Source organism: Streptomyces sp. NPDC059248, assembly GCF_042753905.1.
Lineage (GTDB): Bacteria > Actinomycetota > Actinomycetes > Streptomycetales > Streptomycetaceae > Streptomyces.
On record NZ_JBHYZV010000019.1, the window covers coordinates 74947 to 91233 of the forward strand.

The following is a 16287-nucleotide window of genomic DNA, read 5'->3' on the forward strand; positions in this document are numbered from 1 at the left end:
TTGTTGGTGGTTCATGTTGCGGGTGTGGTGGTGCGTTGGGTGCGGACGGCGTCGGTGTACAGCTCACGGGTGATGTCGGCGGGTTGGATGCCGAGTTCCGCGAGGACGGTCCGGACGGTGTCGAGGGCGGGGGTGAGGTCGGTTTCCTCGGCGGGTGTCTCTACTTCGATGAAGGTGCCGTCGAGTTCGGGTACGCGGACGAGGGTGGCGAGGACGGGTCGTCCGTGGGCTTCGAAGGTGTAGTTGCGGCAGTGTTTCTCGAAGGCGATGAGGGGGACGTAGCCGAGTCCGCGCAGGAGGGCGTGGACGGCTTCGGGGTCGGCCACCTGGGTCTCGTACTCGGGTTTGGAGCCGGAGTCCTCGTCGACCACGGCGTCCTTGTAGGTGAGCACGGTCCGGGTGCCGGTGTCGCTGTGGACGGTGCGGACGCGCAGCTCCCGGCCCTGGGCGTCGAGGGTGTGGTCCTGGGTGTCGTAGTAGGTGTCCCGGTACGTCTCCGTCCGCCCCTCGGCCCGCTCGTCCAGCCGTGCCTGAATGTCGTGGGGCGCGGGTACCCGTGCTTTCAGCTCCGCCTCGATCACTGAGTCGTCGTTTCTCGTGTTGTGGGGTGGTCGAGGGCGTGTTTGGTGGCGGTGAGTGCGGTTGTCCAGGGGAAGGTGGTGGGGTTGCCTTGTTTGGGTGGGTGGGGTTGTTGGCCGTGGGGGCCGTCGAGGTAGATCACGCCTTGGGTGCGTAGGTCGGTGATGCTGCGGGTGACGGCGGGTTGTCGGGCCTGGGCCTGGTTGAAGTAGGGCAGGGCGACGACGGGGATGCCCATGTTGACGCCTTCGGAGACGAGGCCGATGGCGAGGGTGTCGGCGATGCCCGCGCCCCATTTGTTGAGGCTGGTGCAGCTCAGCGGTGCGACGAGCATGGCATCGGCTTTGGGCAGGGCGTCTTTGTCGCCGGGGAGTTTGTACCGGGACCGCACGGGGTGGCCGGTCAGGTCGGCGAGTTCACCGAGGCGTTCCTGCCACCAGTCGGCTGCGGAGGGGGTCAGGATCAGGCATACGTCCCAGCCCTCGTCCCGGGCGGCGCGGACGCCGTGGTCGATGTACTGGGTGGGACCGGCGGCGCAGGCGATGAGGTAGAGCACGGGGCGCGTCATGCGCGCAGTCCACAGCGCTCGGCGAGTGCCCGCAACCGGCTGGTGGGCATCGCGGTCACCCGGAGGGTTTCTTTGACCAGGGCGGTGTTGCGGGGGCGGCGTTCGACTTCCTCGGGCGCGAACTCGTGGGCTCGTAGCAGTTCGGTTGCCGCTTGGTCTTTCTGCCTGGTGAGAAGGCCGGCCCGAGCTTTGGAGAGGTGGAGCCGGGCCCGTCGTTCCGGTTTGAGCGTGCTGATCGATTCGGAGGAGAGCGCGTTCGCGGTTTCGAGTGCGGACCAGCCGTCCTCGAAGCGTACGAGCATGTCGACTCGGTGGAGGATCACATTGGTCGCCCCGAACATCGTCCAGTCCTCGTTCAGGTCGGCGCCCTGCCGCCGCGCGACTTCGGCAGCCTCGTCGATGTAGGCCGAGGCGGTGCGGACCCGGTCGATGGTGCGGTCCTGGGAGGAGACCGCGAGCGCGGCGGACAGGTACAGCATGCCGAGTGTCGACAGGCCGAGGGTGCCCCGGCCCGGGAGGTCGTTGGAGAGCCGTCGGGCGTATCCCGACGCGAAGTCCGCCGCCGCTTCGGGTCGGCACTGATAGACGAGGCCCTTCGCCATGCGGCGGGCGGAGGCGCCGACTTGCACCGGATCTCCCGACAACTCGGCTGATGAGAGCGCCCGGTCTGCGGCGAGGGCTGCCGGAGTCGCGGTGGACGGACCGTACTTGTGCAAGTACGAGGTCGTGAGCTGGTAGACCCGGGACAGGAGCGCTCTCGCCTCCGACGCTCGGTCGCAGGTAGACGAATACACCGCCTGTTCAGCGCCCCGGATGAGTCCGGGCAACTCCCTTCCGAGGGCCGCGTAGTGGCATGCCTGGAATGCTTCGCAGCAGTAGAAGAGCCGTCGCCGCAGTTCGGCGAGGCCGGGACCCGGTTCGTCCCTCCCGGATCCGGTGCCGTACAGGGCATCGAGGACAGGGACGACCTCGGTCGGGGGTACGGAACCCGCAGCGGGCGCGGGGCGACTGTCGGACAGCAGATACTCCAGGGGCACGCGCAGGACTTCCGCCGCGCGCAGCAGGACGGACAGACGTGGATCGGTCTGGCGCTTTCCACCCTCGATGTCCTGGACCCAGCGCTTGGCCTGGCCCATCAGACGGCCGAAGTCGGCTTGCGTCAGCCCTCGGCGGTCTCGCCAGTAGGCGATCCGGCGGCCGATGTGTCCAGCCTCCACGGCGGCTCCTTGAGCAGAGCACGCACAATGCGTGCCTGCACCCGTTGTAGCCCACATTACGGTGCGTTCGCAGTCGATCGCAGAGAGCGGAGACGAGGACGCCATGATGACGGACCAGCAGGCACGGGCGCGATTGTGCGCCGTTTGCGGAAACCCCGGAGCCGACGCGTGCATCCGTATGGTGTCCGGTTCGCCGGGGGAACGGCAGCGGCCGGTGTTCGGGCACGCGGACTGTGCCAGGGACCGGGGGATCATTCCCCTCTACCGGCTCGTGGTTGCCGGGGGTGTGCGATGACCGACACCCCTGCACCCGTCCCGGTGCCCGGTGGTCTGCCGGAGTACTGCGTGTACTGCGAGCGGCTCGTGGAGCGCACGGAGGAGAACTTGTTGATGCTCGGGTTCTCCGCCTCTGGCGCGCGGCCGTCTTTGTACGCGCATCCGGAGTGTCCGCAGCCGCGCAGGGTCCGGCGCTGAAGGCTCCCGTGTGCGGTGGCCCCACGCCCCGTGCACGGGTGACCGGTCCCGGCCCCGTAAACCACCCCCGGCACGGGGCCGGGACTACCCACACCTGAAACCAAAACGCCCCGACCGACTGTTCACAGCAGTCCATCGGGGCTCGGCCAACCAGCAATCACCTGGAGCTGATTCGTCGTATGAACGACTTTATCGCCGACCTCGTCACCCGGTTACGAACTTGGCTGAAGCCGTGCCGCCGAACCACCGTCATCGTCGTCATCCAGCCCCCGCCCCCGGTCGATCCGTGGACCCGCCCCTGGACCAGCCCCTCCCAGGACGAAGCCCGGGAGATCCTGCGGCAGCGGGCCACCGCCACCACCACCGGAACCGCCGCACCACCCGGCGCGCGCAGGCTGATCATCGCCCGCAACGGGCTCCGGTTCGAACAGCCCGTCGCCGTACGCGCATCACGGCCGGGTCCGGCGTGGACGTGGATCCGGTGACCCGCGACGGGCTCCTCGCCAAGCCCCCACAGCCCTCCACCGCTGAATGTGCCGTCTGTGGACGCATGACGACCGCGCCGGTCGAGGTCCATCCCGGACAGCACACCTGCCCCGAGCACATCGTCGACGCCCTCACCCGCCAAGGAGCCCCGGCGTGATCCTCACCCAGGTCTTCGCCCGTTCGATCACGGATGTGACCATCTGCGAGGCCTGCTGGCGCGCACCGGTGACGACCGCACGCATCACCCCCGCCACCCGCGACCTCCTCTGCACCCCCTGCGCACACGAACACACCCCACCCCGCGTCACCCTCTTCCCACCCCTCGGGATCTACCGCCTCACCCACCGCGCACTCGACATGGGCAAACACGGAAACCCCCGACCCCAACTCCCCCCGGACCCCGGCCCCCACCCACCCAAGCCGACACCGAAGTCCCCACCCGGCACACCACCCGTCTGAAACCTCCGTCACTCCTGGGAGGAACCCGGTGGCGTGAGCGACGACGCCGGGTGGACCGCCGTCGGGCCGAAGCGGGTGCGGGCGCGGTCGGCGGCGGCCTCCAGGCGGCGGGCGCGGTCGTCCGAGGGGTCGAAGGTGAGTTGGTGGGTGGCGCGGGACTCCGTGGTGACGCGGTCCGCGCGGAGGGTGATCGCGCGGACCCGGGCCCGTTGCAGCGCCAGGGTCGCGTACAGGCGGTACGCCTCGTCCGTCAGCGCCCGGGAGTGGGCCGTCGGTTCGGGGAGCCGGCGGGCGCGGGTCGTGGTGGTGCCGTCGGCGTACGCGACCGTCAGGGTGAGGCCGGCCGCCGCGCGGTGGTCGCGGCGCAGGTGCCAGCCGAGTTCCTCCGCGCAGCCGATGAGGGCCCGGCGGTGGTGGTCGGGGTCGAGTTCGTCGCGGGGGAACTCCCGGGTGGCCGCGACTGTTTCCGGGGGCGCGGCCGGGACCACCCGGGTCGGGTCGATGCCGCGTGCGTGGTCCCCGAGCCTGCGCGCGGCCGGGCCGCCCAGGACGCGCTGGAGTGTGGCCGCCGGGGTGGCCCGCACGGCGCCGATCGTCGTCAGGCCGTACGGCGCGAGGGTACGGACCGTCGCCGGGCCCACCCCCGGCAGCACCGCCACCGGGAGCGGCGCCAGATAGGCCGCGATCTTGTCCGGGTCGTCCGGCGCGCAGCGGATCGTGCCCGGCGGGCCCGACTGGGCCGCGATCCGGGCCAGCAGCGGATTGGGGCCCACCCCGATGGTGCAGTCCACGCCGTAGACCGCCGCGACCCGCATCCGTACCAGCGCCGCCAGATCGCGGGCGTCCCGGTCGAAGTACCGGCGCGCCCCGGCGACATCGGCGAGCAGCGCGTCCGGCGGCAGTGGCTGGACCATCGGGGTGACCCCGCCGACCAGGCCGATCAGCCGCCGGTACACCGCCTCCGGGTCGCCGAGTCCGGCGACCGCCCGCAGTCCGAAGTGCACGTAAAGGATCATCGTCGGTCACCCCGCGCTCCCCCGGCTGGCGTGATGGAGGGTGCGTCCGCCGACCAGCGGGACGCCCGGTGGGCGCAGATCGGCCCAGGCGTTCATGACATAGCCGGTGGGTTCGGTGAGGGTACGGCTCCGGTCCCGCCCGGTCGCGTCCCGCGGCGGGGTCCGGGTCAGCCGGTCGGCGACCGCCGCCGCGCCCCCGTCGCGGTGGAGTTCGATCAGTTCGGCCAGGTCCCAGGCCGCGACGCCGGTGACGCTCAGGCTCCCGGGCCGGTTCCGGGGGCGGGCGATCGTGCCCCGTACCAGCAGCAGCGCGCTGTGGAACACCGTGGCCGCGCACAGGTCGTGGCTGTCCTCGAAGAAGGCCAGGTCCGACAGGCCCGTCGGATCGTCGAGGGTGGCGAAGACGACCCGTCGGCCGCCCCGGATCGGCGGGGTCTGGGTGGCCGCCTTCACCCCGGCGACCAGGACCGTGGTGCCGTGCGGGAGTTCGCCGAGCCGGGCCGCGGGCGTCACGCCGATATCGGTGAGCAGCGCGCGGTGGTCGTCGAGGAGATGGCGGGTGATGTCCATGTCGAGTACGTCGAGTTCGGCGGCAAGCTGGTCCCAGTCGTCCATGGCAGGCAGGCCGTCGGACGGCGGGTGGTTCGCCAAGGGCGCCTCGGAGCCCAGCGGCAGTTGGCCGGGGTCCAGCGCCGTACGGGCGTGCCGGTGCTGTTCCGCGATCTCCAGCAGCAGCTCGCGGCGGCCCGCCCGGCCGCCCGTGCCCAGGGCGTCGAGCGCGCCGATCCGGGCCAGGCGGTCGGCGACCGGGCGGCTGGGGTGGGCGCGGCGCCAGAAGTCGGTGAGGGAGACATACGGCCGGCCCGCGACGATCCGCGCGGTCTCCGCGTCGCTGATCCCCCGGACATGGGCGAAACCGAGACGTACACCCCATTTCTCACCCTTGTCGCCGGACACCAGTTCGATCCTGGTGTCGCCGTGGGACAGATTCACCTCCGGCAGCAGCAGGGGCACCCCGCGCCGCCGGGCGTCCGCCACGAACACCCGCTTGTGGTACATCCCGGGGTCGTGGGTGAGCAGCCCCGCGTAGAAGGCCGCGGCCCGATGGGTCTTGAGCCACGCCGACTGGTACGTGGGGCGGGCGAAGGCCGCGCCGTGCCCCTTGCAGAAACCGTAGGCGCCGAACCCCTCCAGCACCTTCCACACGTCCCGCACCACCCGCGGCGGGTAGCCGCGCGCGCCGGCCCGGTCGGCGAACCAGGCGCGCAGCCTGCCCTGCCGGTCGCGGTCGGAGAGCGCGCGCCGGGCCTCGTCCGCCTGGCCGAGGTCGCAGCCGGTCATCTTCTCCATGATCCGGATGACCTGTTCGTGGAAGACGACCTGGCCGCCGGTCTCGGCGAGGATGTCCCGCAGGTCCTCGTGCGGATAGCTCTCCCGGGCCCGCCCGTCGCGCACCGCGATCAGCGGGTCGATCATGTTCGCGGCGACCGGACCCGGCCGGAAGAGGCTGATGTCCAGGGTGATGTCGTCGATCGTGCGCGGCCGCAGCCGCCGCACCAGATCGCGCTGGCCCGGCGACTCGATCTGGAAGCAGCCCATGGTCTGCGCCGAGTCGATGAGTTCGTACGTCGCCGGGTCGTCGAGCGGTACCCGCGCCGGGTCGTCGATGTCGAGGTGCTCACCGGTGACCCGGTCGATCTCGGCGACGGCGTGCGCCAGCGTCGACTGCATCCGGACGCCGATCAGATCGGCCTTGATGTGCCCGGTGTCCTCGACGTCCTCCTTGTCGAACTGGGTCATGGCGATGCCGTCGAGCGTCGTCGGGACGACGGGGACGCGGTCGAGCAGCCCGCCGTCGGAGATCAGCAGCCCGCACGGGTGCATGGCCGTACCGTGCGGCAGCCCGTCGAGCGCCTCGACCAGGGCCCACAGCCGGCCGTGGTCCTCGCCCGCGACCTCCCGCAGCTCGGGCAGCTCCCGCAGGGACGCTCGGACGTCCCTCGCCCGGATCTGCGGGAACGCCTTCGCCAGCCGCCTGGCCTCGTCCGGCTCGATGCCCCGGGCCCGGGCGACGGCCTCGATGGCGCCCCGGGCGCGATAGGTCTCATAGACGGCGAGGGTCGCCACCCGATCACTGCCGAAACGTTTCAGCACGGCCTGGTAGACCTCCACCCGCCGGGCGCTCTCCACATCGAGGTCGATATCGGGCATGGCGGTGCGGTACGCGGACAGGAACCGCTCCATCACCAGTCCGTGTTCGACGGGGTCGACCGGGCTCATCCCCAGCAGATGGACGACGAGCGATCCGACGCCGGAGCCGCGCGCGGCGATCCGTACGCCCATGTCCTTCACCAGCCGGACGATCTCCGCCATGGTCAGGAAGTATCCGGCGAGACCGAGGCCCGCGATGATCCGCAGCTCCTTCTCCAGCCGGTCCCAGCGCTTCCCGTCGCGGTGGTGGCCCCGGTGCATCATGGCGCCCGCGCACCGGGCGGCCAGCTCGCGGTCGGCGGTGGCCCGCCCGGCGCCGATGAGATGCGGCTCGGGCAGATGGACCCGGCCGAGACCGAAGGCGTCGCCGGGGTCCACGACACAGGCCGCGGCGGTCTCCTCGGTCGCGGCCAGCAGCCGCCGGGCCCGGTCGACCGCCCCGGCCCCGCCCGCCGCCTCGGCGACGCGCTCGGCGATCCGCTCCATGTCACCGGCGTCCTTGAGCCACCGTTCGCCGCCGTCGAGGGCGGCGCCGTCGCGGGTGTCGACGGGGACGAGCAGCCGCGCCGAGTCGAGGATGTCGGCGATCTCGCCCTGGCCGGGGTCGGCGTACCGGACGGCGTTCGTCAGTACGGGGGTGATGCCGTGCTCCTCCGCGAAGCCGAGGAGCCGGGCGGCGAGGCGCAGGGACCCGGGACCCGTGCCCGGCCGGTCGTGGCAGGCGATCTCGATCCGCAGCGCGGCCCCGAAGCGGTCGCGCCAGGGGGTGATCAGCCGGGCGGCCAGATCGGGGCGGCCCTGGGCGAGGGCGTGGCCGATCTCGGAGTCGGCGCCGAGGAGTACGAAGAGGTGGCCGGGGGAGGGGGTGGGGGTGGGGGGTGCGGTGGCCGCTTCGGGGCCGGGGGCCTCCGCGGCCCGGTCGAGATCGGCCCAGGTCAGCCCGGTGCCGCCCCCGGCGCCCGCCGTCCCGTCGTCGGCCGCCGACGCCGACACCAATCGGCACAGCACGGCCCAGCCCGTCGCGTCACGGGCCAGGAAGACCGCCCGCAGCGCCGGCTCGGCGACGAAGACCCCGCCCTTCGCGGGTGTCCTGGCGCGGTGCGGGTCCGGGCCGCCGGGCGTGCCGGGCCGGGGCGCCGCGGGTACGCCGAGGTCCGCGCCGAACAGCGGTCGTACGCCGGCCGCCGCACACGCCTTGGCATGCCGTACCGCGCCCGCGAGGCTGTCCCGGTCGGTCAGCGCCAGCGCGTCGAGGCCGCGCTCGGCGGCGCGCCGGGCCAGGTCGTGGACATGGCTGGCGCCGTAGCGGAGGGAGAACCCGGAGGCGGTACGGAGATGCGTAAAGGACATCCGTACCTCCTCTCACCAGCCACAACTCTCCCTCCCGTGTCGATGGGGCCCACGATAGACCTTTTCGAAGAAATGTTCGAAAGGCGATCGCTTCGGCAGTGGGAAAGTCTGGATATCAACGATATCGGGCTTAAGGGGTATTTAGTTTGGTATGGGGGAGTTGGCTACGGCAGCCGCATGTACAGCCGCGTACCGGCGGCCCGGTAGCCGACCCGCTCGTAGACCCGCCGCGAGCCGTCGCCCCCCGCCTCCAGCCAGACGCTTCCGGCGCCCTTCGCGAATGCCGCCGCCGTGAGCGCCGCCGTCACCGCACCGGCCAGCCCCCGGCCCCGGAACTCCGGACGGGTCCCCACACCCGCCAGCTCCGACGTCCCCTCGGCGGGCGGCGAGCAGGAGCCCGCCCCGGCGCAGCCGCCGCCGGGTGCGCGGACGAAACGGACCGCGCCTCCGGACTCCTCCGTACGCCGCAGCCGGGACGTGCTCTCGGCGGACGGCGCGAACTCCCCGTCGAACGCCTCCGACAGCGCCGCGTCCACGGCCGCGTACTCCTCGTCCGTACGGGGAATCTCCACCACCGGGGCCCCGGGCCCGGCCGGCGGCGTCAGGGACTCCGGCGTACAGACCAGATACGCGTGCGTCGCCTCCGTCACGAACCCGGCCCGGCTCAGCGCCGGGGCCACCTCGGGCGCCGCGTCGGGCGCGAACTCCAGCCGGGGTACGAGACCGCGCCCCCGGAACGCCCCGATCAGCGCCGCGATATCGGCGTCCGTGGGGCGGTATCCGGCCAGCGGTGTCGCGTAGTTGACGTAGTCGAGCGTCGTCGAGGGGTCGAACCCGGCGACGAAGCCGCCGACTTCTATCGGCTCGGGGCGGCGGCGCAGATGGGCGACGGCGAAGTTCTGTACATCGGTGCTCATATGACCTCGTCGAAGTCGAAGGGGAAGCGGCGGAAAACGTCAGAGAGACAGGGGGAAGCGGCGGAAGCGGCGGGGAAACGGGCGGCGGCCGATCGTATGACGGGGCCGGAAGATCGCGCCGTGAATAATCTGTGGCCGGGAGGCATGGAAATCGGACAGGCTCGCGGTGATAGCGGCCCGGGAGGCAACCCGGGCGCGGTTTTCCCCCTATTACACGGTGTCGGCCCGGTCGCCGTCGTCCGTCGGCGGCCGGGGCGACACCGGCCCGACCAACACTCCGCCATCGTGAGGTTGCTGTGCCTTCTTCTCTGCTCGGCTCTTCGCCGTATCCGTCCTCCGTATCCGTCCCGTTCTCCTCCGACGACCCCGATCCCGGCTGGGACGCGGTGCCGGGCCCGGCCGTCCACCGCCGGGGCCGCGACCGCCGTTCGGCGGCGGCCGGTTGTCAGTGGTCGCCGTCATGCTCGTCGGTATGGACGAGGAAACTTTCTGGCGCCTGATCGAGGAGTGCCGCCCGCCTGGCCCGGACCCGGACCCGGACGCCGACCGGCTGGCCGAGGCTCTGACGGACCGGCTCTCCCGGGGACCGGTGCCGGTGGTCACCGGATTCGCGGAGCGGCTGGCTCAGTCGCTGTACCGGCTGGACCGGCGCGAGTTCGGGGAGGAGTTGTCGGGCGACAGCTTTCTGTACACCCGCGCGGCGGTCGTCGCCGACGGCCGTGAGACGTACGAGAGGGTGCTCGCCGACCCGGCGCTCTTCGTTCCGTACGCGGAGGACGCGATCTGGGCGGAGGGCCTGCTCTATGTCCCGGACCGGGCGTACGAGCAGCTCACCGGCGAGAAGTGGGACCGCTCGACGCGCTATTCGTACGAGTCCTACGCGAACGGGGAGGGCTGGGCGCGGTAGCGGGGCGGTCGTAGCGGGGCGGGTCGCGGGGGCTGCTCGGGCGGGTCGGGCGGCCCGGTGGCCGGGCCGCCCGGTCCTGTCAGCCCCGTCAGCCCCGTCAGCCCCGTCAGCCCCGTCAGCCCTTTCAGTCCACCGCGACCTCCTCCTCGTACGCGTACTGGCGCGACTGGACCGTGTACATCCGGCGGAACGCGCCGTCCGCGTCGGGGGACATCAGCTCGCCGAACGAGCCGTGCTCGACGACGCGGCCCTCGTCGAGGACGTAGATCACATCGGCGTGCCGGACGCTGTGGAGGCGGTGGGTGATCAGGACGATCGTCTGGCCCTCCGCCGCCATGGCGCGGATCTGGTCGAAGACGCGCTGCTCGGCCTCCGCGTCCAGCGCGCTGGTGGGTTCGTCGACGACGAGGACGCGGGCGTCGCGGTGACGGGCCCGGGCGATGCCGAGGCGCTGCCACTGGCCGCCGGAGATCTGGTGGCCGCCGCGGTAGCCGCGGGCCAGCAGGGTGTCCCAGCCGCGGGGGAGGGCGGCGACCGTCTCGTCGGCCCCGGCGTAGGCGGCCGCCGCGTCGATGAGCCGATCGTCGTGCGGGGCGTCGGGGCGGCCGATGGCGACATTGACGCGGGCCGTGAAGGGCCAGCGGAAGAAGTCCTGGGCGACGATCGCGATCCGGTCGAAGAGCTGGGCCCGGTCCGCCTCGGTGGCGTCCACGTCGTCCCACATCACCCGGCCCGTGTCCGGCGGGTAGAGACCGCACAGCAGCTTGGCGAGGGTCGATTTGCCGCTGCCGTTGTTGCCGACGAGGGCGACGATCCGGCCGGCCGGGATGGTGACGTCGACCCCGTCGAGCGCGGGGGTGCCGCCGTGGTCGCCGGGGTAGGTGAAGGTGACGTTCTCGAAGCGGATCGCGCCGACGTGCGCGGGCAGCGGGCGGCCGGTCGCCGGGATCAGCCGCCGGTCGGCCTCCTTGCAGAGGGTGTCGAGGTCGGAGACGAACAGGCTCTCCTCGTAGAGGAGGTTGAGCTGGACGACGAGCGACTCCAGATTGGCGGAGCCGGTACGGATCGCGATGACGGCCGTGCCCGCGACCGCCAGATCCATTGTGCCCGTCCACAGCAGCAGTCCGAGGGTGGTGTACGTGGCGCCCGTCGCAAGACCCGTCCAGCCGGAGGCGACCAGGCCGGTACGGGCGGCGAGCCCGGCCAGCCGGGTCTGCTCGCGCTCCCCGGTCTCGGCCATCATCCGGAAGTGCCGCAGCAGGAAGGGGGCGATGCCGTGGACCCGTACCTCCGCCGCCGCCTGGGCGTCGATCAGCAGCCGGCCGAGTAGCTGACCGGCGCGGGCGTGCTGGACCCAGGTGTGGAAGGAGACGTAGCGGCGGCGGGCGATGGTGAGGGAGCTCCACGCGCTGGGCAGGGTCATCAGCATCAGCAGCGGCAGCAGCGCCGGATGGAGCACGGTCAGGACCCCGGCCGCCGCCGTGAGGGAGATGCCCGCATTCACCACCGACGTACAGAACCGGATCATCCGCCGGGCGGACTCCGCGCCCCACTGCGCCGAGTCCAGCAGCTTGTGGAACTGCTCGTCCTCCACCGCCGACAGTTCGACCCGGGCGACCCGCTCCAGATACTCCTCGGTCGCCACCCGGAACACCTTGGGTTCGAGGCGGCCCGTACCGGCCGTGGAGACCGACCGCAGCAGCGCGCCGACGAGGGCGGTGAGCGCCACCGCGATCAGCGCAGGGACGGCGGCGACCATCCGGTCGACGGTCGCCCCGCCGCCGAGGAGGTGGACGAGGACCTGGTTGACCGCGATCAGACCCACGGCCTGGGCGAGCCCGCCGCCGAGTTCGGCGCCCGCGACCCGGCGCAGGGCGCGCGGATCGGCGCGATGGGCCAGTTTGATGGTGGCGGCGATCAGCCCCGGCATCCGGACGATCATGGCCCGGAGGTTCAGTTCGAGGAACGATCCGTCGTGGGTGCTCCAGCCCGCCTCGTAGCGCAGGGGGCCGCCGAAGAGGAGACGCTCGGACTCCGACACCTCCTCTTCGACACCGGCGCCGTCGCTCGTCGCGGTGCCGTCCCTCGTCGCGGCGCCGTCGCTGGTCGCGGCGCCGGTGTCGTCGCCCGGGCCGGTGTCCTTACCGGCGTCCTTACCGCCGCCCGTGCCGCCGGTGTCGTACGGGGTGGCCGTCCCCGGGGGTGAGTTGTCCTTCGCGGTCCGGTCCTGCGAGGCCCTCTCCTTCGCGGAACCGTCCGGCGCGATCGATGCCGTCGTGGGTTCCGTGAGCCCGTCCCGTACGGCTCGCGCCGACGCTTCCCGGTTCTCCTTCTCCCGGGTCTCCGTCGTCGTCCGCCGGGTCCGCGTACCTGGTGTCTGCGTGGTCTCTGTTGCGCCGGTATCCCGCTGTGTCATACGAGCCACCCGTCTCGGTCAGTGGATACGTCCCCCCTTCCGCCACACTCCTCCGACGGGTGAAATCAGGGACGGAAAGGGCCGTTTCCACCCCGGGACGGGGGCGCTTGTGCCATGGGGCATGCGCGCCGGGCATATCCAAGCCCGGCATATCCAAAAGGCATCCGGGTGTGCAGCGGCGGGTCCGGCGGGTCCGGCAGGTACTCAGCCCGCCATCTTCACCGGGCCCGACTCCCACGACGTCCGCCGGACCACCAGGACGGCCACATCGTCGTAACCGGGATGCGCGGGCCCCTCCGTCACCAGGCTCTCCACCAGCGACTCCAGATCCGCCGCGCGGTCCGTCCCGCCGTGCTGCGGCCGGGTCGTCCAGGCCGAGAGCCGTCGCGAGACCGCCGCCACCGCGTCCTCGTACGACCGGTCGGGCGTGTCCACCAGGCCGTCGGTGAAGAGCAGCAGCGCCGCGCCGGGCACGAGCTGCCCGTGGAAGACGGGGTAGCGGTCGTCGGGGGTGTAGCCGAGCGGCAGCGCGCCGGGGACCTCCAGCTCCCGGACCGTGCCGTCGGGCTCGGCGAGCAGCGGGGACGGATGTCCGGCGCGGACGATCTGGAGGTGTCCGGCGCGCGGCGAGACGTCCACGATGCAGCAGGTGGCGAAGCGGTCCGTGTCGAGGCCCCAGAGGGTGCGATTGCCGCGGGCCATCAGATGTTCGGCGCGGTAGCCGTCGTCGGCGTGCGCCCGCAGCGCCGTACGGAGCTGTCCCATCACGCCCGCCGCCTGCGCACTGTGCCCCTCCACGTCCCCGATGACCAGCGACGCGCCGCCGTCCGCGCGCGGCAGCAGATCGAACCAGTCGCCGCCGACTTGCATGCCCTCGGCCGCCGGGACGTATCGCGCGGCGATCTCGAAGCCGGGCAGCCGGGGCAGCGCGCGCGGCATCATCAGCTCCTGGAGGTCGGTCATCCGCCGCCGGAAGAGGTCGGAGAGCCGGGCGCGGGCCAGTGACTGGGTGAGGATGCCCGCGATCGCGGCGGTCACGATCTGGTCGTCGGGGCCGAACTCGCGGGAGCCCGCATAGGAGATGAGGCAGCTGCCGACCGTGCCGTCGGCGGAGGTCAGGGGGATGAAGACATACGCGCCGTGCTGCTCGGCGGGCCGCAGCCGGGGGTCGGGGAAGCGCCGGACGTACTCGCCGCGGTTGCGGAAGAAGAGGGGCTGCCCGGCGCGCAGGGCCTCCGCCATGGGGTTGTCGTCGACCGTGCCCATCACCCGCAGCCGGTCCAGCGTCTCGCGCGGGTAGCCGACCGCGCCCGCGAGCAGCAGCCGCCCCTCGTGCTCGATATGGATGGCGAGCGCGTTGGCGCCCAGCTCCGGCAGGACGGTTCCGGTCATGGTGTCGAGGACGTCCTGGGTGGTGAGCGCGGCGGCGAAGGAGTTGGTCACGTTGAGGACGAACTCCCGGCGGCTCTCGCGCCGTTTCGCCCGCTCCCGCTCCTCGGTGGCGTCCCAGACGACACCGATCATCAGCCGCGGGCCGCCGCCGGGGGCCTGTTCCACCGCGCCCTTCGACTCCAGCCAGTGGACGGAGCCGTCCGGCCAGACGACCCGGTGGGCGGCGTGGTGGTCGCCCTTCTCCAGGCTGTCGGCGATAACCCCGCGGACCTGGTCGACATCGTCGGGGTGGATGGCGCGCAGAAACGACTCGGCGAGGGAGTCGAAGCGGTCGGGGTCGAGGCCGAAGAGGCGGAGGGTGCGCTCGTCGGCGATGACCGTACCGGAGGGGATGTCCCATTCGAAGGAGCCGATATTGCCTTTGGACATGGCGAGTTCGAGGCGGGTGCGGCCGCTGCGGTCGCGCCGGCGGCGGTGCCCGCGGCCGCCCCGCGTGGCGGAGGGCTTTCCGGGCTCCCGGGCCGTCGGCTCCCGTACCGCCTCCGTCGCGCCGACCTCACCGGTCTTGTCCGTATCGGCCCCCTGCTCGAAGGCAGGGGCCCCGGGCGGCGGTCCCGGTATGCCACCGGTCCCCGCCGACGGCCCCGGGACCGCCCGCCCGGTCTCCCGCTCCCCGGCCCCGGGCCCGTTGCCGTCGCCCCCGTTGCCGTTGCCGTCGTGGCCGTTGTTGTCGGGGCCGTGCGGCTCCCGGGCCAGCAGATGCTCAAGACGGTGCGCGTACACGTCCGCCACCAGGGTCAGCAGCCCGTCGTCGGCGGGCGGCAGCGGTACCGGCCCGTCGTACTGGACCACGAGCGCGCCGAGCGTCCGGTCGTGCTCCACGGCCAGCGGTACGACGACGAACCGTACCGAGGTCCGCATCAGGGTCAGATCGGGATAGCGGTCCGCGAGATCGTCGGAGATCCCGTAGACCGTCCGCCGCTCCCGTACGGCGACGGCGGCCGGGAGCGGGGAGTCCGGGGCGACCACGGGGAACCGCCGGATGACCTCCTCGTCGGTGCCCTCGTACCCGGCGAGACGCAGCCAGCCGTCGTCGTCGAGGAGGAAGAGGGAGCCGCCGTACGCGCCGAGGCCCGCCAGGCCCTCGGTCAGGGCGCGGGTCAGCAGGGCGGCCGGATCCGGGGCGGCCAGCAGGCTGCCCACCCAGGTACGGACACGGTCACGGTCCGTGCCGGCCTCGTCGCGGGCGGCCCGGCCCGTACTCGTCCGGGCCCCCGTCCCCGTACCCCCCGTGTACTCGTCGGCCGTCATCTGCCGCCACCTCCTCTCGGAGGGCCGTCGTCCCGTCTCACGGGCTGCCGTCCGGACCAGTCTCTCCGGGGAACGGGCCGCTGTCCTCGCGACCGTTTCCGCCCCGCCCGGCGACATCCCAAGAGCAGGTAAAATGTACCGTTTATTGGGTTTATTCACCATATAGGACTTTTGGCCTTTCCTTTCGGTGGGGCCTGCGGGGACGCTGGGAAACACCCCCGCCGGACCCAGGCGGACGGCCCCCAGCAGGAAGCCGATACCCGTGGCCCCGACCCCCGCGGCACCCGCCGAGGCGCGGCCCCTCGACGACGCGCTGATCACGTCCCTCGTCGAGGACGCCGTCCTGGCGCCGTCCATGCACAACGCCCAGCCGTGGCTCTTCCACTACGACCCGGAGAGCCGGACGTTCCGGATCCGCGTCGACCCCGCGCGTGAGCTGCCTTCGGCCGATCCCGAGCGCCGGGCCCTGCACATCAGCTGCGCCGCCGCCGTCCTCAATCTGCGGGTCGCCGCCGCGCACGCGGGGTGGCAGCCGGTGACCCGGCTGCTGCCGGACCCCGACGACCCCGATCTGCTGGCCGAGGTCGCCCTCGTCGCCCGGCGCCCGGAGTCGTACGACGAACTGACCGAGCTGTATCCGGCGCTGCACCGCCGCCACACCAGCCGCGCGCCCTTCGACGCCGAGCGCGTCGAGGCGTCACTGCTCGACGTGCTGGGCCGGGCGGCCCTCCTCGAAGGCGCCAGGCTCGCCTTCCCCGACGCCTTCCACCGGCGGACCATCCTCGAACTGAGCGGCGAGGCGCTCGCCCGCGAGCAGGAGGACCCGGCCCACCGGGCGGAGATCGCCCACTGGACCGGTGAGGCGCCGGAGGGCGGGAAACGGGACGACGGCATCCCCCGGTACGCCTTCGGGCCCCGGGCCCGCGGCGGCGGCGCGCCGGTCCGCGACTTCGCGCCGGGCGTGCCGTCCGCGGACTCCGGGGC

Annotated in this window: 12 protein-coding genes; 4 read left to right on the forward strand and 8 right to left on the reverse strand. The window is 72.4% G+C overall.

The window, feature by feature from the left end:
• Positions 1-11: 11 nt before the first annotated feature.
• The 3 genes from ACFXG1_RS10875 to ACFXG1_RS10885 are packed head-to-tail and all read right to left on the reverse strand — an operon-like array spanning position 12 to position 2364.
• Positions 12-581, reverse strand: coding sequence for a class IV adenylate cyclase (locus tag ACFXG1_RS10875; protein ID WP_384712538.1), 570 nt, complete (start codon positions 579-581; stop codon positions 12-14).
• A complete protein-coding gene (locus ACFXG1_RS10880) occupies positions 578-1147 on the reverse strand; it encodes a flavoprotein (RefSeq protein ID WP_384712535.1) in 570 nt (189 codons plus the stop codon). The genes ACFXG1_RS10875 and ACFXG1_RS10880 overlap by 4 nt, the downstream gene beginning before the upstream one ends.
• Entirely contained in the window at positions 1144-2364 is a 1221-nt protein-coding gene (locus ACFXG1_RS10885) for a helix-turn-helix domain-containing protein (RefSeq protein WP_384712532.1), read from the reverse strand. Before ACFXG1_RS10885 ends, ACFXG1_RS10880 begins: the two co-directional genes overlap by 4 nt.
• A gap of 653 nt (positions 2365-3017) precedes the next feature.
• Here ACFXG1_RS10885 and ACFXG1_RS10890 point away from each other — a divergent pair.
• A complete protein-coding gene (locus ACFXG1_RS10890; protein ID WP_384712529.1) occupies positions 3018-3323 on the forward strand; it encodes a hypothetical protein in 306 nt (101 codons plus the stop codon).
• 154 nt (positions 3324-3477) lie between these two features.
• Positions 3478-3783: a hypothetical protein gene (locus tag ACFXG1_RS10895; protein ID WP_384712526.1), complete on the forward strand. Its 306-nt coding sequence runs from the start codon at positions 3478-3480 to the stop codon at positions 3781-3783.
• Between the two features lie 8 nt (positions 3784-3791).
• Here ACFXG1_RS10895 and ACFXG1_RS10900 read toward each other — a convergent pair whose 3' ends face one another.
• The 3 genes from ACFXG1_RS10900 to ACFXG1_RS10910 form a co-directional block, all read right to left on the reverse strand.
• Positions 3792-4799 (reverse strand): hypothetical protein, encoded by a 1008-nt coding sequence (locus ACFXG1_RS10900; RefSeq protein ID WP_384712523.1) that lies wholly within the window; start codon positions 4797-4799, stop codon positions 3792-3794.
• A 6-nt stretch (positions 4800-4805) separates the two neighbouring features.
• The gene (locus ACFXG1_RS10905) at positions 4806-8360 is read right to left on the reverse strand and encodes a DNA polymerase III subunit alpha (RefSeq protein WP_384742092.1); all 3555 of its coding nucleotides are present in this window, start codon (positions 8358-8360) and stop codon (positions 4806-4808) included.
• 164 nt (positions 8361-8524) lie between these two features.
• Positions 8525-9277, reverse strand: a complete 753-nt coding sequence (locus ACFXG1_RS10910; RefSeq protein WP_384710082.1) for a GNAT family N-acetyltransferase — start codon at positions 9275-9277, stop codon at positions 8525-8527.
• Between the two features lie 472 nt (positions 9278-9749).
• Between ACFXG1_RS10910 and ACFXG1_RS10915 the strand changes: the two genes are divergently transcribed.
• Complete coding sequence (locus ACFXG1_RS10915; RefSeq protein ID WP_384710079.1) at positions 9750-10184, forward strand: DUF4240 domain-containing protein; 435 nt, start codon at positions 9750-9752, stop codon at positions 10182-10184.
• A 124-nt stretch (positions 10185-10308) separates the two neighbouring features.
• On the opposite strand, the gene ACFXG1_RS10920 is transcribed toward ACFXG1_RS10915, so the two are convergent.
• Both ACFXG1_RS10920 and ACFXG1_RS10925 read right to left on the reverse strand, forming a co-directional pair.
• The gene (locus tag ACFXG1_RS10920; RefSeq protein ID WP_384742095.1) at positions 10309-12600 is read right to left on the reverse strand and encodes an ABC transporter ATP-binding protein; all 2292 of its coding nucleotides are present in this window, start codon (positions 12598-12600) and stop codon (positions 10309-10311) included.
• A gap of 204 nt (positions 12601-12804) precedes the next feature.
• On the reverse strand, positions 12805-15303 hold the full coding sequence (locus ACFXG1_RS10925; RefSeq protein ID WP_384742097.1) for a SpoIIE family protein phosphatase: 2499 nt from the start codon (positions 15301-15303) through the stop codon (positions 12805-12807).
• A gap of 262 nt (positions 15304-15565) precedes the next feature.
• Between ACFXG1_RS10925 and ACFXG1_RS10930 the strand changes: the two genes are divergently transcribed.
• Positions 15566-16287 (forward strand): Acg family FMN-binding oxidoreductase (locus ACFXG1_RS10930; RefSeq protein ID WP_384742099.1); only part of this gene is annotated, 722 nt, incomplete at its 3' end.